Source organism: Limnobacter sp. SAORIC-690 (assembly GCF_002954425.1).
Taxonomy (GTDB): Bacteria; Pseudomonadota; Gammaproteobacteria; order Burkholderiales; family Burkholderiaceae_B; genus Limnobacter; species Limnobacter profundi.
In genome coordinates this window covers 2,327,012-2,348,265 of the sequence record NZ_MQVZ01000001.1, presented here as the reverse complement: position 1 = coordinate 2,348,265, position 21,254 = coordinate 2,327,012, and the positions used below count along the sequence as shown (strand labels likewise).

20 protein-coding genes are annotated in these 21,254 nt (G+C 52.8%); 10 read left to right on the top strand and 10 right to left on the bottom strand.

From position 1 onward, the window contains the following. Positions 1 to 68 precede the first annotated feature (68 nt). A complete protein-coding gene (locus BSZ31_RS11200) occupies positions 69 to 533 on the top strand; it encodes a hypothetical protein (protein ID WP_105028823.1) in 465 nt (154 codons plus the stop codon). Between the two features lie 34 nt (positions 534 to 567). Next, the gene (locus BSZ31_RS11195; RefSeq protein ID WP_105028822.1) at positions 568 to 1,440 is read left to right on the top strand and encodes a triacylglycerol lipase; all 873 of its coding nucleotides are present in this window, start codon (positions 568 to 570) and stop codon (positions 1,438 to 1,440) included. Here BSZ31_RS11195 and BSZ31_RS11190 read toward each other — a convergent pair. Next, positions 1,432 to 3,201, bottom strand: coding sequence for a long-chain-acyl-CoA synthetase (locus tag BSZ31_RS11190; RefSeq protein ID WP_168426950.1), 1,770 nt, complete (start codon positions 3,199 to 3,201; stop codon positions 1,432 to 1,434). The two genes, BSZ31_RS11195 and BSZ31_RS11190, sit on opposite strands and share 9 nt — an antisense overlap. A gap of 128 nt (positions 3,202 to 3,329) precedes the next feature. On the opposite strand from BSZ31_RS11190, the gene BSZ31_RS11185 reads away from it, so the two are divergent. After that, complete coding sequence (locus tag BSZ31_RS11185) at positions 3,330 to 3,824, top strand: hypothetical protein (protein ID WP_105028820.1); 495 nt, start codon at positions 3,330 to 3,332, stop codon at positions 3,822 to 3,824. Positions 3,825 to 3,826: 2 nt separating this feature from the next. On the opposite strand, the gene BSZ31_RS11180 is transcribed toward BSZ31_RS11185, so the two are convergent. Genes BSZ31_RS11180 through cysS form a run of 6 tightly spaced genes read right to left on the bottom strand, consistent with a single transcriptional unit; the run spans position 3,827 to position 10,459 of the window. Next, entirely contained in the window at positions 3,827 to 5,506 is a 1,680-nt protein-coding gene (locus BSZ31_RS11180) for an ATP-binding domain-containing protein (RefSeq protein ID WP_105028819.1), read from the bottom strand. A 3-nt stretch (positions 5,507 to 5,509) separates the two neighbouring features. Beyond that, the gene (locus tag BSZ31_RS11175; protein ID WP_168426949.1) at positions 5,510 to 6,463 is read right to left on the bottom strand and encodes a 3'-5' exonuclease; all 954 of its coding nucleotides are present in this window, start codon (positions 6,461 to 6,463) and stop codon (positions 5,510 to 5,512) included. Beyond that, complete coding sequence (gene tilS / locus BSZ31_RS11170; protein ID WP_105028817.1) at positions 6,450 to 7,442, bottom strand: tRNA lysidine(34) synthetase TilS; 993 nt, start codon at positions 7,440 to 7,442, stop codon at positions 6,450 to 6,452. Before tilS ends, BSZ31_RS11175 begins: the two co-directional genes overlap by 14 nt. After that, the gene (locus BSZ31_RS11165) at positions 7,443 to 8,405 is read right to left on the bottom strand and encodes an acetyl-CoA carboxylase carboxyltransferase subunit alpha (protein ID WP_105028816.1); all 963 of its coding nucleotides are present in this window, start codon (positions 8,403 to 8,405) and stop codon (positions 7,443 to 7,445) included. A 9-nt stretch (positions 8,406 to 8,414) separates the two neighbouring features. Then, a complete protein-coding gene (locus tag BSZ31_RS11160) occupies positions 8,415 to 9,068 on the bottom strand; it encodes a DNA-3-methyladenine glycosylase (RefSeq protein ID WP_105028815.1) in 654 nt (217 codons plus the stop codon). After that, the gene (gene cysS / locus BSZ31_RS11155) at positions 9,053 to 10,459 is read right to left on the bottom strand and encodes a cysteine--tRNA ligase (RefSeq protein WP_105028814.1); all 1,407 of its coding nucleotides are present in this window, start codon (positions 10,457 to 10,459) and stop codon (positions 9,053 to 9,055) included. The genes BSZ31_RS11160 and cysS overlap by 16 nt, the downstream gene beginning before the upstream one ends. Positions 10,460 to 10,650: 191 nt before the next feature. Here cysS and BSZ31_RS11150 point away from each other — a divergent pair, with 191 nt between their 5' ends. The 4 genes from BSZ31_RS11150 (at position 10,651) to BSZ31_RS11135 (ending at position 14,551) form a co-directional block, all read left to right on the top strand. Then, positions 10,651 to 11,748: a tetratricopeptide repeat protein gene (locus BSZ31_RS11150; RefSeq protein ID WP_105029848.1), complete on the top strand. Its 1,098-nt coding sequence runs from the start codon at positions 10,651 to 10,653 to the stop codon at positions 11,746 to 11,748. Between the two features lie 27 nt (positions 11,749 to 11,775). Continuing rightward, positions 11,776 to 13,044, top strand: a complete 1,269-nt coding sequence (locus BSZ31_RS11145) for a murein L,D-transpeptidase family protein (protein WP_168426948.1) — start codon at positions 11,776 to 11,778, stop codon at positions 13,042 to 13,044. Positions 13,045 to 13,166: 122 nt separating this feature from the next. After that, complete coding sequence (locus BSZ31_RS11140; RefSeq protein ID WP_105028812.1) at positions 13,167 to 13,658, top strand: peptidylprolyl isomerase; 492 nt, start codon at positions 13,167 to 13,169, stop codon at positions 13,656 to 13,658. Positions 13,659 to 13,723: 65 nt separating this feature from the next. Beyond that, positions 13,724 to 14,551: a UDP-2,3-diacylglucosamine diphosphatase gene (locus BSZ31_RS11135; RefSeq protein WP_105028811.1), complete on the top strand. Its 828-nt coding sequence runs from the start codon at positions 13,724 to 13,726 to the stop codon at positions 14,549 to 14,551. A gap of 4 nt (positions 14,552 to 14,555) precedes the next feature. Here the strand turns inward: BSZ31_RS11135 and cysE are convergent, their stop codons facing one another. Further along, the gene (gene cysE / locus BSZ31_RS11130) at positions 14,556 to 15,323 is read right to left on the bottom strand and encodes a serine O-acetyltransferase (protein ID WP_240605695.1); all 768 of its coding nucleotides are present in this window, start codon (positions 15,321 to 15,323) and stop codon (positions 14,556 to 14,558) included. Between the two features lie 70 nt (positions 15,324 to 15,393). Then, complete coding sequence (locus BSZ31_RS11125; RefSeq protein WP_105028809.1) at positions 15,394 to 16,203, bottom strand: RNA methyltransferase; 810 nt, start codon at positions 16,201 to 16,203, stop codon at positions 15,394 to 15,396. Positions 16,204 to 16,246: 43 nt separating this feature from the next. On the opposite strand from BSZ31_RS11125, the gene BSZ31_RS11120 reads away from it, so the two are divergent. The 3 genes from BSZ31_RS11120 to BSZ31_RS11110 all read left to right on the top strand — a co-directional run bounded on the left by BSZ31_RS11120 (position 16,247) and on the right by BSZ31_RS11110 (position 20,662). After that, positions 16,247 to 17,014: an inositol monophosphatase family protein gene (locus tag BSZ31_RS11120; RefSeq protein WP_168426947.1), complete on the top strand. Its 768-nt coding sequence runs from the start codon at positions 16,247 to 16,249 to the stop codon at positions 17,012 to 17,014. Positions 17,015 to 17,093: 79 nt separating this feature from the next. Beyond that, positions 17,094 to 19,658, top strand: a complete 2,565-nt coding sequence (gene mutS, locus BSZ31_RS11115) for a DNA mismatch repair protein MutS (protein WP_105028807.1) — start codon at positions 17,094 to 17,096, stop codon at positions 19,656 to 19,658. Continuing rightward, positions 19,655 to 20,662 (top strand): metallophosphoesterase, encoded by a 1,008-nt coding sequence (locus BSZ31_RS11110; protein WP_105028806.1) that lies wholly within the window; start codon positions 19,655 to 19,657, stop codon positions 20,660 to 20,662. Before mutS ends, BSZ31_RS11110 begins: the two co-directional genes overlap by 4 nt. A 32-nt stretch (positions 20,663 to 20,694) precedes the next feature. Here the strand turns inward: BSZ31_RS11110 and BSZ31_RS11105 are convergent, their stop codons facing one another. Further along, positions 20,695 to 21,243 carry a peptidylprolyl isomerase gene (locus tag BSZ31_RS11105; RefSeq protein ID WP_105028805.1) on the bottom strand — a complete coding sequence of 183 codons (549 nt, stop codon included), beginning with the start codon at positions 21,241 to 21,243 and terminating at the stop codon, positions 20,695 to 20,697. Between the last annotated feature and the right edge of the window lie 11 nt (positions 21,244 to 21,254).

Genomic DNA, 21,254 nt, shown 5'->3' with positions numbered 1-21,254 from the left:
AAAAACACAGGTGAGTCTTTCCCACAAAGGGGGCCACCTCATTCGACTACCCCCAAGAGGTAACCACAATGACCGTCAGTTCTGCCAGCGCCTTTGCAATTGTTTCCGCAGGAGTATTTTTGCTCGTTGGTCTTTTCAGCGGATTGTGGAAGTTTTTGCAGATGTGGCGCAGTGAACAAGGTTTAGCGCATCCATATGTAGACATCGCCCACAGAGCCAGCCTGCTCTACGGTTTTGCCTGTATCACCCTGGCCGTGTTGGCACATTTCAGCATGTTCAACCCAAACTACAACTTGTTTGCGGCGGCAATCGTGATTGTATTTTTTGCCTTGGCTGTAGCGGGTTATTTGATACAGGCAGCGCTGAACGGACCCGACAATCAGTTACGGCAACCTCACAAACTGGGAAAACACGCCATGCCCCGCGCAGGTTTGGCCGTATTCATGGTGGCGCTGGTGTTTGCAGAAATTGGAGGCACGCTCTATTTGTTTGTTGGTGCCCTACAGAACCCTTTGCTGCGATTCTGGTCATAAATACCAAGTCGAGCTAACCCCAGGACACCGCACCATGACCACACTGTTCACAAGTCGCCTGCTGCTTGCCGCATTCGCCATAATTTCTCTTGCTGCTTGCAGCACCACGAATACAGCGGGTTCAACAGGCCAGTTCCAGGCGAAATCAAACTGGACCAGCTCATTTTTAAGCCAAGTGCTTGGTGGCCAAACCATGCCAGACGGGGTGAACAACTGGGCATGCCGCCCCGCCAACAATCAAAACCCGGTTGTGTTGATTCACGGCACCTTTTCTTCCAGCATGTATTCATTTGGTGCCTTGGGCCCGGCACTGGCCAATCAAAACCTGTGCGTATACTCAATCGATTATGGCGCAGCCGAGCCCAGCGACTGGTTCAAAGGGGTAGGCCCGGTGGATGAATCGGCACAACGAATTGCCGATTTTGTAAAGTTTGTGAAAACAACCACAGGTGGAGACAAGGTGACCCTGGTGGGCCACTCTCAGGGCGGTCTCATAGGCTTTTACTACCTGAAAATGTTGCAAGGCGCTGCCCACGTCGACCGCTTTGTGGCTTTGGCCCCCAGTGTCAACGGAACCTCCATTGCAAAAACCCCCAACCGCGACAACGTCGAATATTGCCTGGCTTGTGCAGACCAGCACCCGCGCTCCGCCTTGTTGCGCGAGCTAAAAACAGGCCCAATCGCCATGCCCAATGTGCAATACAGTGTTTTGGTCACAAAAAACGACAAGGTGGTGGTGCCAGTTGAAAACCAGTTTGTGAAAGAACCTGGCGTGCAAAACATCTACATTCAAGATCTGCTTCCAGGCAAAAGGGTGTCGCACAGCGGCATGCTCTATGACACCGAAACACTCGATTTGATCGTCAAGCTGGTTCAAGGCCAATCGCTACAAACTGCCTCAAACTAAAGCGGTGTAACTCCGGGTTGCTGCATTGAAACTGTACAAAGGATCATTCACCAGGTTTTGATCAATGCCCTCTTTCTTTAGCTGTACTTTTTGGTATTTGAACGTGCCGGTGGTTTCTACAGTTTGAAGCACACGCACATACTGCGGCACTGCGTAAGCAGGTAATTGGCTGCTTACATGCGCAGCCAGCGCTTTCAAGTCCAGCTTGGCACCGGGTTTTACAGCAACAGCGGCCATGCCGGCACGGCCGTCGAACCCATCCAGCTTCACGCCATAAACCACTGCATGTTCAAGAAATGGCAGTTTGGCCAACACGCCCTCCACTTCCGAGGTTGCAACATTCTCGCCCTTCCAGCGAAATGTGTCGCCCAACCGGTCCACAAACTGAATGTGTTGCCACCCCTGCCTGCGCACCAAATCGCCCGAGTTGAACCAACAGTCACCACGCTTGAATACATTGCGCAGCAACTTGCCTTCATTGGCTCTCGGGTCGGTATAGCCATCGAAGGGCCGTAACTCGGTCACTTCGCTGATCAACAAACCCACTTCACCACGGCTTACGGTTTCACAAAACCCACGTGAGTTTCGCACCACCTGTTCGGAATCGGCATCACAGGCAATAACCTCAAAGGGCATGGGGCAAAAGCCAACAGTCTCTTTAAGGCCAAAGGCATTCATGAATCCCAGGTTAGACTCGCTTGCCCCATAAAACTCGAAAATTTGATGAATACCAAACCGGTTTTCAAAGTCATCCCATATTTCAGGGCGCAGGCCATTGCCTAGAATCAAGCGGATCTCATGGTTCTGATCGTCCATATGGGGTACTTGATTCAACAGGTATCGCAGCAATTCTCCGATATAGCAAAACGCCGTCGCCTTGTAATGTGAAATACGCTTCCAGAATTGACTGGCACTGAATTTTTCATCCAGTGCGAAACAAGCGCCACAAGCCAACACCACCCCCAGTGACACCGTGAGTGCGTTGTTGTGATACAGCGGCAAGCAGCAGTAAAACACGTCAGAAGCCGTCAAACGCACTGCGGTGCTCATGCCCGAGGCCGCTTGCAACCAACGGTAATGGCTCATTACAGAGGCCTTGGGCAAACCGGTTGTGCCTGAGGTAAAAATATAGAAACAGGGCGAGCTGGCCACAATCTGCGCTGTTTGCGCCAGGTTGTGGTCAGGCTGCGTGCACCAGGCACTGCGAAAATCGCTCACTCTTAAATGGGTGCTGCCGGTTTGCAAAGACAACAATTCAATGCCTTTGAGTAAAACGCTGTTCTCTGATTCCAACTGCTTGAGAATATCCAGACCACGGTCACACGCCAGAATCACTCGTGGTTTCACCAACTTCAAACTATGCGCCTGCACCGCACCTTGCTGATTGATATTCAGCAGCGCAGCAACAGCACCCAACTTGGCGCAGGCAATCACCGCAAGTAAAGTTTCAGGCCGATTGGCTGACAACAAGCCCACCGTGTCACCAGCCTTAACGCCCATGGAGAGCAAACCGCGTGCCATTTGATTGCAAACGGAATTGGCTTGCCCGTAGGTCCAACACTGTTGATCGCTTTTCAGGAATGTCGATTTTGCATGTTTGCGCGCTGTTTCCTGAAACAGCAAACCGAGCGAACGGCGTGAATGCGGCCTGAGAAATGCCAAACTGGCCAGCGAAGGGAGAATGTGCGGCATGTCTGGCAGAAAACCCAAGGCGCCCTTAGCAATGTCAATTGCAGATACTGTTTTGCCCTGAACTGTCATTTTGTGCGGCCTCCGGGTGCTGTCTCGTGTTTTTTTATAAAGAAAAAGATACACTCTTTGGGTCAACGAAATTCGCGTACACACCGTTTTTATCAATGTCATCAGGCTGCCCTGTTAAGTATTCTTCCATGCCCATAGCCAAAGTACGCTCTAAAACTGTTCTTTGCCTGCTTGCGCTTGTGATAACGCTTCCGTTTCATGTGGCCCATGCCAAAAATTTCATTGGCTACACGGGCAAAGGCTGGAACAGCGACTTCGGTGTGCTTCGTGGGCAATGCGATGCCAAACTGGTTCAAAGCGAGGCACTGAAAGGCACCTTGACCGAACAAATGGCCTATGTTGAATCCACCGATGCGTTCAAAACAATTTTCACGGAAACCCAGTTGGTTGATGCGTTCGCAGTGGATTCCCATTGTTTCGGGCACACCATGGAGCTGGTGCCCTCTGGGCAAGCCGTGCGCTGGCTAAACCCGGTGAATGGCGTCGGTGTGTATTTGTCGCCGGGGGCCAAATCGGACACTTGCCGCACTTACCTGGGCGTCACCATTGTGAACGGCGAAAAAACAAAGTTCCGGGGTGAGGTGTGCTCGCCCAGCAAAGGTGCCTGGCAAATTCAGCAGTAATCTCAAGCAAATACTGCCCTTCGCAAACGCTGAAGGGTATCCGAATGCCCCACCAGCACCAACAGCAATTTGGCCCGTGTCATGGCCACAAACAGCTTTCGAAAATCAGCTTCGTTGAACTCCGAAAAAGCCAACTCGGTTACCACAACAGCTTGTGCTGCCTGCCCTTTAAAGCGATAAACCGACTCTGCATGCACATTACCCTCGGTGAATACCTGGCTGCCGTTGTCATCATATCGGCCAGTAAAGTGCCTCAGGCTGTGCGGCCCAAGGCTGGCTTGCGCCAATATCTTTGATTTCTCGTGCCCCCGCATGCTAAGCACCGCAATTTTGTCGCGCGTGAAACCTTGCCGCAGACAGGCAGTAATTGCCTTGGCGGTTTGACTCAACAACGACTCTTCATTGTCATACTCGAAAAACTCCAAGGGCAAACCTTCCAGGGGGCAAGCCGCTTCAATGTCCAGCGGCAAAGGCGATTCAAAGTTGAATTCACGTTGAACCAACTGCAATGCCTGCACTACGCGTTTCGGATTTCGATAATTCATGGGCGTGTGCAAGCTGACCCAACCGGGCAGGCTGACTGCTGGCTTGGCGTACAGGTTTTGAATCGGATCTTCCAGCCACAGCCACCGGGTGCCCGAATGTGCGCAACGCTGAAGCACCGGCAGCCAACTTTGATCAAAATCCTGGCCTTCATCCACCACAATTGAGTCGAACACCCACCGTTTGTCCAGAGGTGTGGCCAGAACTTGCTCGGCCAGGCGACCAAAAACCCCGGGCGAAGCGTAGTCCACGTCAAGACCTGCATCGCGGAGCATGCGGTCGCACAATGCATGAAAATTAAAAACCACCGCGCCCATCAAACCTGCTTCACGAACCTGCTGCGCCATGTGTGAGGAAAGCGGCCGGTTGTAACACACATACAAGGTTCGGGCTCTTAAACCATGGTTGCGCTGCAGTTCGCTGAAAGCCAGCTGCGACTTTCCACTGCCAGCAGTACCCGTAATACGCAAGCGAAAAGGCTCGAAGTTTAGCCTTGAAACCCATTGCTCCAGGCCGTGAGACAGACGCGTTACCAAAGTTTCCGCGGCTTGTGACAAGGCCCCCACCTCCGGAACCAGGTTAAGTTCATTGCACAAAAATGAGTGAATGGCTTTGGGATTGCTGTGGCTGCTGAACAGGTCAGCAGTAATGTCGATGGTTTGAATCAGGGCGGCCAATTCATCTTTGTGACGGGCATCCACCACCCGCTCGGCATTCACGGTAAGTCCGCCGGGGTCGGGTACGGTGAAATCGGGGCAATAAAAAATGGGCTCTACCCGCAAGTGACCTTGGTGTTGCAACCTGAACTTCTGGTTCAGCAAAGCACTTTGTTCAGCCAGTGCGTTGAATACATCCTGACGCTGTTCACCCAATTGCTTCACCACCCGGCCTTGGTCCACTTTCATCAAACCGGTTTTCATCAAGATGCTATAAACAATACCACTGGGGCCCAGCACCAGAAATTGGATTCGCCCTGTGACGGTCAGCCCATGCTCAATTCTTGACCAGTGAATACCGTGATAAATGGTGTAGTTGTCTGGCAACTGCGCTTGCAATTGCAACAACACGTCCCGTTCACGGGCTTGTGCGCCATCTAGCGCAAGCTCACTGGTGTCGGAAGGATAAACCTTGGCGGGCACGCCTTATACCTCTTTGAACTGTTGCTTCAGCGCAGTGCCGGAGTAACGATCAACCCCAGCCTGAATGCGAAAGCCCAGCATGATTTTTCCGGTGGTGCAGTACACCTGCTCCCGCAGCCATTCGATAACTTCTTTGCCTTCTGAAAAACCCACTGCCTCGAATTCCCAAACGCGGTCATCCGCATTCCAGCGAAAACCCTTGGACTTTAAAAAATCTTTTTTCTCAAATGGTGCTTTCAACGCAGCAATTTGATAAATCGATTCATTGGCACTGTCAAACAACACCTGAAACGGCATGCGCTGGGATGTTTTCAAGGGTTGAGCCAACACATGGACCAGTGCATTACAATCCTCCACTGCACGGTGGGCGCCGTGGAAGTAACCGCAATCCGACAACAAATATTCCAGTTTGCGTCCTGAATAATTTTCCTGGGTCCATGGCAGTTCCCGAAACGTGCAGGCCCAGATCGATTTTTCAAGCCACGGAAAACGGCGAAGCATAAAAGGCTTGTCAAATGCTGCGTTGTGCGCCACGAACAAAGCGGCCTCATCGCACAGGGTCTTCAAAGCAGCTTCATCGAACCGCTGACCCTTGACCATGTCGTTGGTAATACCGTGAATGGCTGAATTCTCGGGTGTAATGGGCACCTTGGGTTCTTCAAGCCCACCATAAGTACCCAACACCGCACCTATTGCCCCGGTGTCCTGGTCCACCTCAATCAGCACCGCACCCACTTCAATCACTTCGCATGTTGCAAAATCAAGACCGGTGGTTTCAGTGTCGACCACCAGCACCTTAACTGGGCAGTTAATTTGCCCACCAAAAGTGTCACGCATTTGAATGCGGCGCAGCACCTTGTAGTTGCCGCTGCTTTCGAGCCAGCGGGCCACCGTCTCCGGGTCAATGTTGCCAATGCTCTTGTTCAATTCATTGTTGCTCAATTCATCGTGGTTCAATCGCTTTGTCCTCTGGTTCAGTGTGCAGCAAATGGGCCTGTTGTCGGCTTACTTTCACCTGCCAGCCTTTTTTTACCTCGCGAATTCCACCTTTAGTAACGCGCAATTGGCGAGCCAGCTCAATCAATTTCAGTTTGCCACAACGCACGCCATGGCCCAGCAACCAGTGTCGAAGTGTATTGAGCTGGGCTGTGTCGTCCAGTGCTCGCCACTGAATCAGTTGCAAACGGCCGGCTGCGCAAACCACCTGGGGCGCGTTGGCTTGCGTGTTTGAATCTTCTTCCGAATAGTGTGCCCGAAAAAATTCAGCCAGTTGCAACAAAGCCTTCGGGCTTTGGGGAAAGTGTTCTTCCAGGTTGGGCAAGAGTTCGTGGCGTACCCAGTTGCGGCGCAGTGTAGTGTCATTGTTGCTGGGGTCTTCGATGTGCGGCAGGCGATTTACATGTGCGTACTCCAGCAGGCTGGCTTTGCTGCAATCGAGCAAAGGGCGACCCAACAGCAAGTCAGGATGCAGATGGCGATCCACACCCACAGGGCCCACAGCGCGCATCCCACCCACTCCTCTCAGGCCCGAACCGCGCAGCAATTGCAGCAGTACAGTTTCCAGTTGATCGTCCCGGTGGTGGGCGCACAGCAACACAGTGTGTTGATTGGCCTTCATCCAGCTAAAAATGGCACGGTATCGCACCACGCGGGCCTGGCCTTCAAGGCCCAAATCGCCGGGTTCCACATCAACCCGCAACGCAGTAAAAGGCACACCCCAGTGTTCGCACTGATTTTTACAGTGCTCTTCCCAGGCATTGGCCTGTGGCTGGATTTGATGATTCACGTGAACCGCGTGCAGTGGCAAACCCATTGCATGCAATGCATGAAGCAACACGGTGGAATCGACCCCGCCTGAATAAGCCACGACAAAACTGGCTGGCAGCGGGGCTTGGCGCTTGAAGTCGCTTAGAAAGGCTTCAAGCGACTGTTTCAATTATTTGCTCACCTTGAAGTGGCCGTAACTCATCAGCCGGTCATGGCGAGCATCCAACAAGGTTTTGGGCTTGTAAGTGACCAGCATATTCAAAGCAGCCTTGATTGCGGTTTTCAAGTTGCTGGCCGTTTGCGCATGGTCGCGGTGCGCTCCACCAAAGCTTTCCTTCACGATTTCCTGAATCAGCCCGAGATCACGCAGGCGTTTGGCGGTAATACCCAAGGCCTCGGCAGCATCCGATGCCCTTTCAGCGCTGCGCCACAAAATGGACGCACATCCTTCAGGGGAAATTACAGAGTAAGTGGCATTTTCCATCATGATGACGTGGTCAGCCACAGCCAACGCCAAAGCGCCACCTGAACCGCCCTCACCAATAATTGCACTCACAATGGGCACCTGAATTTGTGCCATTTCAATCAAATTGCGGCCAATGGCCTCAGACTGCCCACGCTCCTCGGCATCAATACCAGGGTATGCCCCCGGGGTATCCACCAGGGTTACGATGGGAATACCGAATTTCTCAGCGGTTTTCATCAAGCGAAGCGCTTTGCGATAGCCCTCCGGGCGCGGCATGCCGAAGTTACGCAAAGTACGCTCTTTCACATCACGGCCTTTTTGGTGACCAATCACCATGACACTTTCACCATCAAGGCGGGCCAAGCCACCTACAATCGAAGGGTCGTCTGCAAAATGCCTGTCGCCATGCAACTCGTGAAAGTCTGTGAATGCGTGGGCAATGTAATCCAGGGTGTAGGGGCGCTGGGGGTGACGCGCCACCTGCGATACCTGCCAAGGGGTCAGTTTGCTGTACAACTCTTTGGTCAGCACATCGCTTTTGCCTTCCAGGCGGCGAATTTCTTCTGACAAATCAACAGCTGAGCCGTCTTGAACCAGGCGCAGCTCCTCGATTTTGCCTTTTAACTCGGCAATGGGTGCTTCAAAATCCAGAAATGTTTGCTTCATGAGGTTCTCTTAATAGTCCACCACGGCTGGATCGAGGCTGCGCCACAAATACCACGCTGCCACTGTCCGCCAAGGTTTTAATTTTTCCCCGAATTGTAGTGCTTCTTTCGGTCCGATGGGTTCACCTTCGAAAAATTGGCGCGAGATACCGCGCTGCACACCAATGTCATCCACAGGCCAAACATCGGGCCTGCGCAAACAAAACATCAAAAACATTTGGGCCGTCCAGCGCCCTACTCCCTTGATTTCACACAGGTGGCGCGTGCAGGCCTCATCGTCCATGCCATCCAGCAGTGTCAGCTCAAGACGTCCCTGCTGCTCAAATTCGCTCAAGGCACGTGCGTAGGCTATTTTCTGGCGTGAAAGGCCTGTGGCCTTCAAAGTGTCATCACTTAGAGCGAGCAATACGCTGCTATTGATTTGCCCATTCAGCGCCTCGACCACTCGAGCCCACACCGCATCTGCTGCTTTGACCGAAATTTGTTGGCCCACCAGCGAGCGCAGCATGGTTTCATAAGGCGCGCCACGCGAACGCAAGGCCCGGTCCGAATGTCGAGCCACCAATTCAGCCCACACCGGGCTTTGCAAAGCCAAGGCCTCACACGCCGCCTGCCAATAATCAGGCGCGTGGGGATCTAGATTCAACCTCAGGCTCGCCGCCATTCGGTTGCCCCGCCCCGTTTGTCTTCCAATACCACGCCCATGTCGAGCAACTGCCGGCGTATGGCATCCGCTTTTGAGAAATCCCGGTCGGCCTTGGCCTGGGTTCGGGCATCAATCAAAGCTTGTATTTCAGCCTCGTCCAAGGCACCCGCCTGGTCGCCCACCTCGGCTTTCTGGAAAGCCTCGGCTGTACGTCCCAACAAACCCAGTACCTGTGCCAAAGCTTTCAGACGTGCAGCCAAAGCCAGGTCGGCAGTGCGGTTCACCTCATTGGCCATTTCAAACAACACAGACACGGCAATCGGTGTGTTCATGTCATCATTCATCGCCTCAGCGAAACGGGCTTCAAATTCCAGCATCCAATCAATCGAATCCGCTACCTGAACGTCGCCTACTGCGGTGTACAGGCGACCCAGGGCAGCTTTCGCGTCTTGCACATGCCCTTCTGAATAGGTTAACTGACTGCGATACTGCGCGCGCAAAATAAAGAAGCGCACTACTTCAGCATCGTATACCTTCAAAATGTCCCGAATCGTGAAGAAATTGTTCAGCGATTTCGACATTTTCTCGGATTGGCCGTTGGTTTCAACGCGCACAAAACCGTTGTGCATCCAATACTGGGCAAAACCCTCGCCAGTGGCGCCCACGCTTTGGGCAATTTCGTTTTCATGATGCGGAAACTGCAAGTCAGCACCGCCGCCATGAATATCAAACGTATTACCCAACAACTTGCAACTCATGGCTGAGCACTCAATGTGCCAACCCGGGCGACCAACACCGAAATCAGAATCCCATTTGGCATCTGCGGGCTCATCGGCCTTTGCGCTTTTCCACAGAACAAAGTCCAGCGGGTCGTTCTTGCTGCCTGAAACCCCCACACGTTCACCAGCCCGCAATTCATCCAGACTTTTACCCGATAGCCGGCCGTATTCAGGAAAAGCACGCACCGAAAAGTTCACATCACCGGAATCATCCCGGTACGCGAGTCTTTTATTCATCAGGGTGTGGATCATGTCCTGCATTTCTGCAACGTACTCCGTGGCACGGGGCTCGTGGTCGGGGCGTTCAATACCCAAGGCATCCGCGTCCTCATGCATGGCCGCAATGAAGCGATCCGTCAACGAACGAATGCTTTCACCGTTCTCAACAGCGCGGCGAATAATTTTGTCATCAATGTCGGTGATATTGCGTACATAGGTGACCGGGTAGCCGGAGGCACGCAGCCAGCGCTTCAACAGATCGAAAACCACCATGACACGGGCATGGCCCAAGTGGCAGAAGTCATAGACTGTCATGCCACACACGTACATTCGAACGTTCTGTGGATCAAGCGGTGAAAAAGCCTGCTTTTTCCTTAGAATTGAATTGTAAATTTGAAGAGACGATTTCATTGGACTCAGAAAAAAAGCGGACCCAGCTTGCCAAAACGGTACAATCTGACACTGGAACCCTCAGGAAACCCAGCTCAGAAGCCAACCCGCTCTGGGGCTTGCTACAATAGCGGTCGAGTATATCATTACGCATGATCGAGTTTTTCCCTACCAATCAGATGAAACGGGTAACCCCGCAAAGGCGCAACCGAATGCAGGCTAAAAAAACAATCACGTCGTCAATCAGTGGCAAATACAAGAAAAGCAAATATGCTTTGCTGATTGCCCTCATGGGCTTGGCGTTTGCCGGAGCACCCGGCCATGCCGACGAATCAGATGAAGTTTCAAAACTTATTCAAAGCGGTCAATTTGAACAGGCACAGGCACGTGCAGACGCATACCTGGCCAACCGCCCGAACGACGCTCAAATGCGCTTCCTGAAGGGCCTGATTCTGACTGAACGCAACAAAACCGCAGAAGCCATTACCGTGTTCACCAAGCTGACCGAGGATTTTCCCGAGCTGCCTGAACCCTACAACAACCTGGCCGTGTTGTACGCGGGGCGCGGAGAATATGAAAAAGCCCGCGAGTCGCTTGAAATGGCCATTCGCACTCACCCCAGCTATGCCACCGCCCATGAAAACCTGGGCGATGTGTACGCCAAGCTGGCCAGCCAGTCCTACGACAAAGCACTTCAACTGGACGGGCGCAATTCAACCGCGCAAACCAAATTGTCGCTGGTACGCAACCTGATTGCCGGCAAGCCCGAAACGGTGGCTGTGGCGGCAGCACCAGCAGCCGCACCAGCTAGCAAGCCAGCACCCGCCAAAACCGCACCCGCGGCAGTGCCCACCCCGCCGGTGGTTGCTGCTACGCCTCCCGCAGTTGAGGTGGCACCCAGCAAACCAGCCCCGGCAGAGCCTGCCATTACAGCCAGCAAACCTGCTGAACCAAAACCCAATACCATCGGTATGGACAGCCAGGTACTGGCGGCCGTTGAAGCTTGGGCCAAAGCATGGACTGATCAAGACATGGCCGGTTACCTAGGTGCCTACAGCCAAGACTTTGAAACACCAGGCAAAATGAACCGTACCAACTGGGAAAAAATGCGCGAACAACGCATTGTTGGCAAAGAAACCATTCGCGTGGTGGTTGAAAACCCGTTGATTACCATCACTGGCAATGAAGCCGTGGTGAAATTCAAGCAAAGCTATTTTTCCAACCGCCTGAACAATGTGTCCACCAAAACACTGACTATGAAACAGGAAGGCGGCACCTGGAAAATCACCAGCGAGAGGGTGGGCGGCTAAATGTGGTCTAGAAGCAGGCTTCGTGGAATGTCCAAAGGGTTGCGCTTGGTCGCCCCCCTGATGTTTTGGGCATTCACGGCGGCCCCCACTTTTGTGAAATCTGGCTCCGAGGAATCATTCGACCTTGCGGCCTACAGCAGCCCCGAACCCAAAAAGGGTTCGCTGGCCAGCAAGTTGTTTGAGTCAGCCAGCTACCAACCGGTAATCGATACAGCAGTCGAAGAAATTTATCTGGCGCTGAGTAATCATGAACTGAACAAAGCGCTTGAATTGACCGACCGCTTGTTGAGTGAATTCCCCAATTTTTACCTGGGTCACATGCTCAAGGGCGATATTCTGTCGCTGAAAGCGGGGCGCCCCCTGACCAAAATTGGGGACATGCCTGATGTGCCCAAAGGCAAACAGGAAGAACTGACAGAATTGCGCGAAGAAGCAATTGCGCGCTTCAAGGCGGTGAAAGACCGCCCGCAACGGGACCTGCTACCTGCTGAGCTGGTTGAATTGAACGACGATCAGCGTTATGTGATTTTGGTAGACACCACGCGTTCACGACTGTTCCTGTATGAAAATGCATTTCCGCAACCCCGCCTCGTTACTGACTTTTACGTATCCCAAGGCAAAATGGGCGCAGTGAAAGTACGTGAGGGTGACAAGCGCACACCCATTGGCGTGTACACCATCACTGAACTGCTGCCCAAAGAAAAACTGACTGACTTCTACGGCCCCATCGCCCTGCCTATCGACTACCCGAACGCTTGGGACAAGCGCCTCGGAAAAACAGGCTATGGCATTTGGTTGCATGGCATGCCAAAGCATTACGTAAGCCGCCCCCCCAAGGCCAGCGATGGCTGTGTGGTACTGGCCAATCAGGATTTGCTTGCCTTGAAAAAATTTGTTGACATCGGCAGCACGCAGGTCGTGATCAGCGAAAGGCTAGACTTCGTGCCAATTGATGTGTGGCAGAGCCACCGCAAAGCGGCCCTGCGAATGGTGGACACCTGGAAGAAAGATCTTGAAAAAGGCTTCTCGAAAGGAATTTATCATTACGCAAGCGACGTCAAAATTGACGGACAAGGTCTCATCGAGTGGCAAAAAAACCAGCAAATCAGCAACAAGTCATTCGGGAAAATTTCCATCGATGACCTCACTGTCATGCGATACCCCAGCGACAAAGACATGATGCTGGTGTCCTTTAGGCAAGAGGACAAATTGTCGGGCGAAATCCGCAAACAGCAATACTGGATGAAAGTGGGTACCCGTTGGCAAATTGTTCAAGAAGACACTTTCAAACTGTAAGGAACAAGTCTGTGACTCAAGGCAAACGTGTTTTTCTCAAGTGGTCGATGTTCTCGGCGATAACTGTTAGCATCGGTAATTCTTCAATCTCCTCTGCGTTTGCAAAAGCGAAAAAACGAACCATGGTTAAACTAAAAACAAATTTTGGCGACATTACGATCGCCCTGGACGCTGAAAAAGCACCCGCCACTGTGGCGAACTTTCTGGAATACGCGAAAAGCGGCTTTTACACCAACACAATTTTTCACCGTGTCATCAGCGGCTTCATGGTTCAAGGCGGTGGTTTCGAGCCAGGCATGAAACAAAAGCCCACCAAAGACCCCGTAAAAAACGAGGCTGACAACGGCTTGAAAAACGAGAAATACACCCTTGCCATGGCTCGTACCAACGATCCACATTCGGCCACTGCCCAGTTTTTCATCAACGTAGAGAACAATGAATTCCTGAACTTCAAAAGCCCAACACCACAAGGCTGGGGTTACTGCGTATTCGGCAAAGTCACTGAAGGCAAAGAAGTTGTAGACAAAATTGTGGGCGTAAAAACCGGCTCGAAAGGCTTTCACCAAGACGTGCCACTGGAAGACGTGGTGATTCAGGGTGTTGAAATACTCTAAGTCGGCCCCAGTCAAAAAGCCCTTCTCTCAAGGGCTTTTTTGATGACTTTTAATCAGGTAACAAGTTGATTGAAATTCCGCAACAAGGTGCTGCATTCTTTGCCTCCGACCTGCATCTTTCTGAAGACACGCCCAAAACACTGGAAGCCTTCGAAAACTGGTTGGCCAGTGTAGCCCAGGACAATACCCTCATCTTTCTGCTCGGTGACCTGTTCGAAGTCTGGTACGGAGACGACCACAGCGACAGCACCAGCGAGCGAGTTGCCCAAGCGGTTCAAAGTGCAAAATCTGCCGGCGCCACGCTGTATTTCATGCATGGCAACCGCGACTTCCTGCTCAGTGACCAATTTGCCGAAGCTGCTGGGTTTGAAATTCTGCCAGATCCAGAATTTTTGCTGGTCAACCACCAGGTGGTGCTGATTACGCACGGCGATCAACTTTGCACTGACGACAAGGCCTACCAAAAATTCAGGCTTCAAAGCCGGGATGAGAAATGGCAAAAAAACTTTCTGGCACTGCCCCTGCAGCAACGCATTGAAATGGCCAAAGCCATTCGCAGCGAAAGCAAAATACACAAAGCCAACAGCGCCATGAGCATCATGGACGCCAACCTGCAAGCTGTGGCTGAATCATTCAAAGGCAAATGGCCCGATGGCTATTACATCGGCAAAAGCGATGTGATTTTGCATGGGCACACACACCGCTGTGCCATACACCACACGTTGAACAGCCCAGCCCCCACCACCCCCGAATCAACCCAAGGGCAGCTGCAAAAAGGCCAGCGCATTGTGTTGCCGGACTGGGATTTTGATGAACCAGAAAAAAACCGCCCAAAGGGCGGTTTCTTGAAGCTACAAAGCAGCGGGGAATTCAGTCTGACCCTGTTCAACTAGGTGGCTAGTTGTCCACCAGTTTGTTCAGGGCTTTCAATTCTTCACAGTCCACAGAGTCTCCGCAATCTGGCTGCGCTTTCCCCTTGCTCAGCTGTTTTTCAAGCTGTTCAATGCGTTGCTGCTGGGCAATGGCCTGATCAATCAAACCATGCATGGCCTTAATCAGCGGATCATCGCCATTCTTGGACACACCATAGGCCAAAAACTCTTCTTTGGTTTTTGCCGCGCCTGTCAATTCCTCACCCGGTGCGCGTTCTTCAGCTTTCAAAATCATGCGCGCAGGGTTGCCTACCGCCGTGGCACCCGCGGGCACTGGCTTGGTTACCACAGCATTTGATCCTATCTTGGCACCCTCACCCACTGTGAATGGCCCCAAAACCTGTGCACCAGCCCCAACTACCACGCCCTTTTCAAGCGTGGGGTGTCGCTTGCCCTTGGCCAATGAAGTACCACCCAAGGTAACGCCTTGGTAAATGGTCACATCGTCATGAATCTCGGCCGTTTCGCCGATCACCACGCCCATACCATGGTCAATGAAGACACGTCTGCCAATGATTGCACCGGGATGAATTTCAATGCCTGTGAAAAAACGCCCCAAATGCGACAAAAAACGCGCCGGCGTGATTAAACCCGCTGCCCATGCCCTGTGAGCCAGGCGATGCCAAATCAGCGCATGCAAACCGGGATAGCACAGAAAAACCTCCAGACGCCCTCGGGCTGCCGGGTCTTTTCTCAAAATCGTGTCAATGTCTTCTTGTAGTCGAATCCACATGCGCGGAAAACCCTGAATCAATTGTTATTGATGCGTCAAACGCTGGTCGCCGCAGTGTATCACGGCTGTATCAAGGCTTCTTGCGCTCAAATTCATGCGGATAAAGGCGATTGTCCACCACCCGTATCACATCAGAAAAAAAGCCTCGAAGCATGTCCACTTCTTCTTGCTCCAAAGGCGTTTTGGCCAACATTCTGGCCAAACGCTGCACCACCTTTTTCGGCTTGTCGGGATTGATAAAATCAACCGCCTCCATGGCTTGCAGCCAATGGGCCTGTAAATCCGCCACCGCCTTCACAGTGGCCAGCTTGCCACCCTGCCTCACACTGTCAGCAAGGGAGCCTTCGGCAGCCACGGCCAATTCACCAGTCGCCCATTCCGTGCGCAAGGCATAGGCCACAATTTGCACGGCTTGTGACAAGTTCAGCGAGCTGTAAACCGGGTTGGCGGCAATCGTCACCTGCCGATTGCACACCAGCAGTTCATCGTTGCTTAAACCCGTGCGCTCGGCACCAAACACAAAAGCTGCACCGATGCCGCTTTCCGTCAAACACAAAGCCTCTTTTGCTGCCTCCTGCGGGCTTTGCAAACTTGGGCCCAAATCGCGCAAACGTGCAGACAAAGCAAATGCCACGCTTCGATCAGCCAAGGCATCGGGCAAGGAGTCGTAAACACGGGCCTGTTCAAGCACATCGCTCGCACCGCTGGCCAGTGAAATCGCCTCTTCAGCACTGCAAATTTCTTTGGTTTTCGGCTCAACCAGGCGCAAATCACTTAAACCCATGGTTTTCATGGCGCGTGCCACCGAACCAACATTGCCCGGATGGCTTGTTTTTACGAGAACTATTGAAATGGATTCGAGGGAATTGGCTGCGGTCATTTATAATGTTGGGTTAAACGTATTCAAATTGAAAGGAAAGGCCATGCATCCGATGTTGAACGTGGCGGTGAAAGCCGCTCGCGCTGCGGGAAAAATCATCAACCGAGCGGAGCTTGACCTCGATCAGGTAAAAATCGGTGTCAAAGGGCCCAACGATTTCGTCACTGAAACCGATCAAGCTGCTGAAAGCGCCATTATTGATGTGCTCAAGCAAGCCTTTCCCGATCACGCCATTCTAGCCGAGGAAAGCGGTGCCTCTGGCAAATCCGACTACGAGTGGGTCATCGACCCGATCGATGGCACTGCCAACTTCATTCACGGCTACCCACACTACGCCATTTCAATCGCGCTGCGTGTCAATGGCCATGTTCAACAGGCAGTTGTTTACAACCCGGCCACCAACGACCTGTTCACCGCGTCCAAAGGCGAAGGTGCGTTCTTGAACAACCGTCGAATCCGGGTTTCAAAACGCAGCAAACCCAATGAATTTCTGGTTGGTTTTGCATTCCCAAGCGGTCAGAATGAGGGCTCGCTGGGCGTAAAACGCAAAATGCTGGCACTGACTGAAAGCACGGCAGGCATTCGAAAATCCGGTTCAGCCGTTCTCGATTTGGCTTATGTGGCCTGTGGTCGCCTGGATGGTTACATGTGTTTTGGCTTGAAGCCCTGGGATTTGGCAACAGGCGTTTTGCTTGTTTCCGAGGCAGGCGGCTTGATCACCGACCCCCAAGGCAATGACACCTTCATGAGCACAGGTGACGCGGTTGCCGGCAACCCAAAAGCCCTCCAATACCTGCTTAGCTTCAAATAAAACAACAGGGACCCAGTTGAGCAAACAAGCGAGTACAAATAACCAGGCTGCATCACAGGCGTTTGAAAGCCACACGCCGATGATGCAGCAGTACCTCACGCTGAAATCCGAGTACCCCGACAAGCTGCTCTTTTATCGCATGGGCGATTTTTACGAGCTGTTTTTCGACGATGCCCAACTGGCCGCACAGCTTCTCAGAATTACCCTGACCCACCGAGGCCAATCAGCTGGTCAACCCATTCCGATGGCGGGGGTGCCTTTTCATGCCGCAGATCAATACCTTGCCAAACTGGTGGCGCTGGGCCATTCAGTGGCCATTTGCGAGCAGGTGGGAACGCCTGGCCTGACCAAGGGCCCCATGGAACGCAAAGTGGCGCGGGTAGTTACACCAGGCACACTGACCGAATCCACTTTGCTGCCTGACCAGGAAAACAAGACCCTGCTCAGCCTGTTCTCTGAGGACGGCAAGTACTGGGGGGTGGCTTGTCTGGCACTTTCTGCGGGTTCAATTCGTTTGCTGGAATGCGATTCAGGCGCACTGGCAGCACACCTAAGCCGGTTCAACGCAGCCGAAGTGCTTGTAAACAACCGCACATGGGCACAACACAGCCAAATAACCGGCTGCATCGAGCGCCCAGCTTGGCACTTCGATGCAGGCTTCGCCCAAACGCATTTGCAATCCGTGCTGCAAGCCGCCAACCTGGCAAGCCTCGAATTGCACAACGCCAAACTGGCCGTGCCCGCCATGGGCGCCGCGTTGCAATATGCAAAGGAAACGCACCTTAGCATTGAAAACTTCAAGCACGTGTCCGATATTCAAGTTGAACACGAGCAAGACTTTCTGGTGCTGGATGAGGCCGCACGCCGCAACCTGGAATTGACAGAAACATTGCGCGGCGAGCCCGCACCCACCCTGTTCTCGCGCATTAACCGCACCGGTAGCGGCATGGGTGCCAGGCGCTTGCGCCAATGGCTATTGGAACCTTTGCGCAACCTGGCCACCATTGAAGCACGACAAAACAAAATACAGCACCTGCTTGCCACCTTGGGCCAGGCGCCAGAACCTGTCTGCTTCAATCTGGTTAAAACATTGCGTGCAATGGCCGATATTGAGCGCATCAGCAGTCGCGTGGCCATGCAAACGGCAAAGCCTCGGGATTTGCTGGCCCTGCGGGAAAGCCTTCAAGCGCTGCCCCAAGTGGAACAACTCATTGCCCACTTTGGCGACAGCGCATTTGAAACAGCACAGCAGGCCTTTCAGGCACCACCCGAACTGCTGGCTGAATTGATGCAAGCCTTGGCCGAAAACCCACCAGTACTGATACGTGACGGCGGCGTGATTGCCGATGGTTACCACACTGAGCTGGACGAATTGCGAAACATTCAAACCGGCAGCGGGCAGTTTTTAATTGAACTGGAAAAACAGGAACGTGAGGCCACCGGCATCGCCAATCTGAAAGTCGAATTCAACCGGGTGCATGGTTTTTACATCGAGGTCAGCAGTGCGCAGGCCGACAAAGTGCCCGCACACTATATTCGCCGGCAAACAATGAAAAATGCCGAGCGCTACATTACCGAAGAACTGAAAGCCTTCGAGGAAAAAGCGCTCTCCGCGAAAGACAAGGCCCTGAACCTTGAAAAGGTCATTTATGAAAACCTGATGGTGTGGCTGGGTCAGTTCACCCCATTTTTGCAGCGCTGCGCGCGTGAATTGTCTGAACTTGATGCCTTGGCGGCATTGGCCATTGTGGCTTTCGAGGCAAATTGGGTGCGCCCGCAAATGGTGCCGCATGCCCTGCTGAACATTCAGCAAGGGCGCCACCCAGTGCTGGAAGTACAAGTGGAGCAATTCACCCCGAATGATTGCACCTTGCGCCCCGGCAAACACATGGCACTGATTACCGGCCCCAACATGGGTGGCAAAAGCACCTACATGCGACAAACCGCGCTCATCGCATTGCTGGCGCACATGGGTAGTTTCGTGCCGGCAGCCAGTGCACAAATTGGCGTACTCGATCGAATTTTTACGCGCATTGGTGCATCCGATGACCTGGCCGGTGGCCGTTCCACCTTCATGGTGGAAATGACAGAAGCCGCCACAATCGTTCGCCAAGCGACACCCCACAGCCTTGTCATCATGGATGAAATTGGACGGGGAACCTCAACTTTCGATGGTTTGTCCCTCGCCTGGGAAATCGCAAAACGCTTGGCCAACACCAACAAATGTTTAACACTGTTTGCCACACACTATTTTGAAATTACAGCACTGGGCCATGAATTGGACAGTGTGTTCAATGTGCATTTGTCTGCCACCGAACACCAGGGCAAACTGGTGTTTTTGCATCGCATAGAAGCTGGCCCTGCCAGCCAAAGTTATGGCCTGCAAGTGGCCAAGCTTGCGGGCTTGCCCGCCTTGGTGGTGAAAAATGCACAAAAACGACTTGATCAGCTTGAGGCTGAAAAACGCGCCATGAACGCCCAGGTGGATCTGTTCGACCTGCCAAGTCAGGATGCGGTTGAACAGCCAGCCAGCGCGCAGCACGTGAACCTGATTCTCGAAAAACTCAACGAGATTGATCCCGACGAACTCAGCCCGCGCGAAGCATTGCAGTTAATCTTTCAGCTAAAAGGCCTGCAAACATGAATTTGCGCCGCGCAGCCACCAAAGCCTGTGCGGCCGCCTTGGTCACTTTCGTTGCGGCTGCCCAAGCCAGCCCAAAGCACAGCACCTTCAGCTTTGCACTGATCGGCGATCAGCCTTACAACAATTTCTTCGAGCCCGCCACCGACAACCTGATTCAACACATTGGGAATGAACATGATATTCACTGGATTTTGCATATTGGCGACATCAAAGGTGGCAATGAGCCTTGTGCCGATGAATTAATCAACCGTCGCCTTGCGCAACTGCAGCGAAGCGGGAAGCCCCTGGTATATGTGCCCGGCGACAACGAATGGACCGATTGCCACAGGCCATCCAACGGTAATTTCGACAGCCAGGAACGCCTGAATTTCTTGCGCCAGCAGGCATTTTCACAGCCCCGCTCACTGGGCAAAAAAAACTTTTCCGTTCGGCAACAAACCAGTCCACCCTACCCTGAACACCTGATGTGGACACAAGGCAGTACCCTCTTTGTGAGTTTGAATATTCCGGGCAGTAACAACGATCTGCTCAACCCGAAATCCAGAAAAACCAGTACAAAAAAAGCAAAGCAATTGTTGAAAGCCCGAGATCAAGCGATTGACGCATGGCTAAGCGAAGCTGAAGCATTGTTTGAACATGACAGTACACGCCCTACGGAGACCGTAATCGCCATTCAGGGCAATCCAATTGATGGTTCAGGTGGTACCAGCACCAACCCATCCCGGAATGGCTACGCTGCTTTCATGACAAGGCTGGTGAAATACATCGATACCACGCGGCGGCCAGTACTGCTGGCGCATGGCGACACACACCGGTTTAAATGGGACAAACCCAGCCTCGAACAATTCGGTGGCACACCCAGCTCAGATGCACTGTTTTATAGGGTCGAGGGCTGGGGACACCCCTTCATGAATGCCTGGGTGCAGGTGAAGGTAAAACAAGGCAGTGCAATGCCATTTGAGGCCAGCAGCGTTTCGCTGCCAAGCCCCACTGCTGACAATTAGCCCGAAATAAAGCCCGAACTGAGGCCAAACGGTTAATTCAGTTTGCGTGCATCAGGGTTGGGGGCAATGCTGAACAGCGATTGCGCAGCAGCACCCTGCGCTTTTTCTTCCTCATTGGCGGCACGAATATCCAGCACCTTCAGGTGATAGCGCAAGGCCATGCCCGCGAACGGGTGGTTGCCATCCAGCACCACTTTGCCTTCGGCAATGTCAGTCACAGTCCAAACCCGACCAAAACCAGTGTTTTCCTCGTCAGCTTGCAGGTCAGGCTCGTTTTCATCTTCAACAGGAACCTCCTCCAGTTGCATACCGATTTCAAGGTCTTCAGCAAAACTGTCCGCATCTTCTACCCGCATCAATTCGGGGTCAAAATCTCCGAAGGCATCCTCAGGCTCGAGTTGAACGAACACCTCATCGCCAATGGCCTTGCCTTCAACTGCCTCTTGCAGCTTCGGAAACACCTCATTATCACTGCCATGCAGGTAAATGATCGGCTCGCCACCGTGTTCCTGAATCAGTTCACCCTGCGCATCACGCAGCTCAAAATCAAGGGTAACCACCGTGCCGTGCTCAACAATCATCGTACATAACT

What these genes read in the sequence shown, in the direction of transcription:
- BSZ31_RS11105 (WP_105028805.1), bottom strand. Translation starts at nt 21,243, where the DNA reads ATGATTGTTGAGCACGGCACGGTGGTTACCCTTGATTTTGAGCTGCGT.
- BSZ31_RS11145 (WP_168426948.1), top strand. Translation starts at nt 11,776, where the DNA reads ATGTCCAAAGGGTTGCGCTTGGTCGCCCCCCTGATGTTTTGGGCATTC.
- BSZ31_RS11120 (WP_168426947.1), top strand. Translation starts at nt 16,247, where the DNA reads ATGCATCCGATGTTGAACGTGGCGGTGAAAGCCGCTCGCGCTGCGGGA.
- BSZ31_RS11160 (WP_105028815.1), bottom strand. Translation starts at nt 9,068, where the DNA reads ATGGCGGCGAGCCTGAGGTTGAATCTAGATCCCCACGCGCCTGATTAT.
- BSZ31_RS11185 (WP_105028820.1), top strand. Translation starts at nt 3,330, where the DNA reads ATGCCCATAGCCAAAGTACGCTCTAAAACTGTTCTTTGCCTGCTTGCG.
- BSZ31_RS11110 (WP_105028806.1), top strand. Translation starts at nt 19,655, where the DNA reads ATGAATTTGCGCCGCGCAGCCACCAAAGCCTGTGCGGCCGCCTTGGTC.
- BSZ31_RS11165 (WP_105028816.1), bottom strand. Translation starts at nt 8,405, where the DNA reads ATGAAGCAAACATTTCTGGATTTTGAAGCACCCATTGCCGAGTTAAAA.
- mutS (WP_105028807.1), top strand. Translation starts at nt 17,094, where the DNA reads ATGATGCAGCAGTACCTCACGCTGAAATCCGAGTACCCCGACAAGCTG.
- cysS (WP_105028814.1), bottom strand. Translation starts at nt 10,459, where the DNA reads ATGAAATCGTCTCTTCAAATTTACAATTCAATTCTAAGGAAAAAGCAG.
- BSZ31_RS11190 (WP_168426950.1), bottom strand. Translation starts at nt 3,201, where the DNA reads ATGACAGTTCAGGGCAAAACAGTATCTGCAATTGACATTGCTAAGGGC.
- BSZ31_RS11200 (WP_105028823.1), top strand. Translation starts at nt 69, where the DNA reads ATGACCGTCAGTTCTGCCAGCGCCTTTGCAATTGTTTCCGCAGGAGTA.
- BSZ31_RS11195 (WP_105028822.1), top strand. Translation starts at nt 568, where the DNA reads ATGACCACACTGTTCACAAGTCGCCTGCTGCTTGCCGCATTCGCCATA.
- cysE (WP_240605695.1), bottom strand. Translation starts at nt 15,323, where the DNA reads ATGTGGATTCGACTACAAGAAGACATTGACACGATTTTGAGAAAAGAC.
- BSZ31_RS11140 (WP_105028812.1), top strand. Translation starts at nt 13,167, where the DNA reads ATGGTTAAACTAAAAACAAATTTTGGCGACATTACGATCGCCCTGGAC.
- BSZ31_RS11125 (WP_105028809.1), bottom strand. Translation starts at nt 16,203, where the DNA reads ATGACCGCAGCCAATTCCCTCGAATCCATTTCAATAGTTCTCGTAAAA.
- BSZ31_RS11150 (WP_105029848.1), top strand. Translation starts at nt 10,651, where the DNA reads ATGCAGGCTAAAAAAACAATCACGTCGTCAATCAGTGGCAAATACAAG.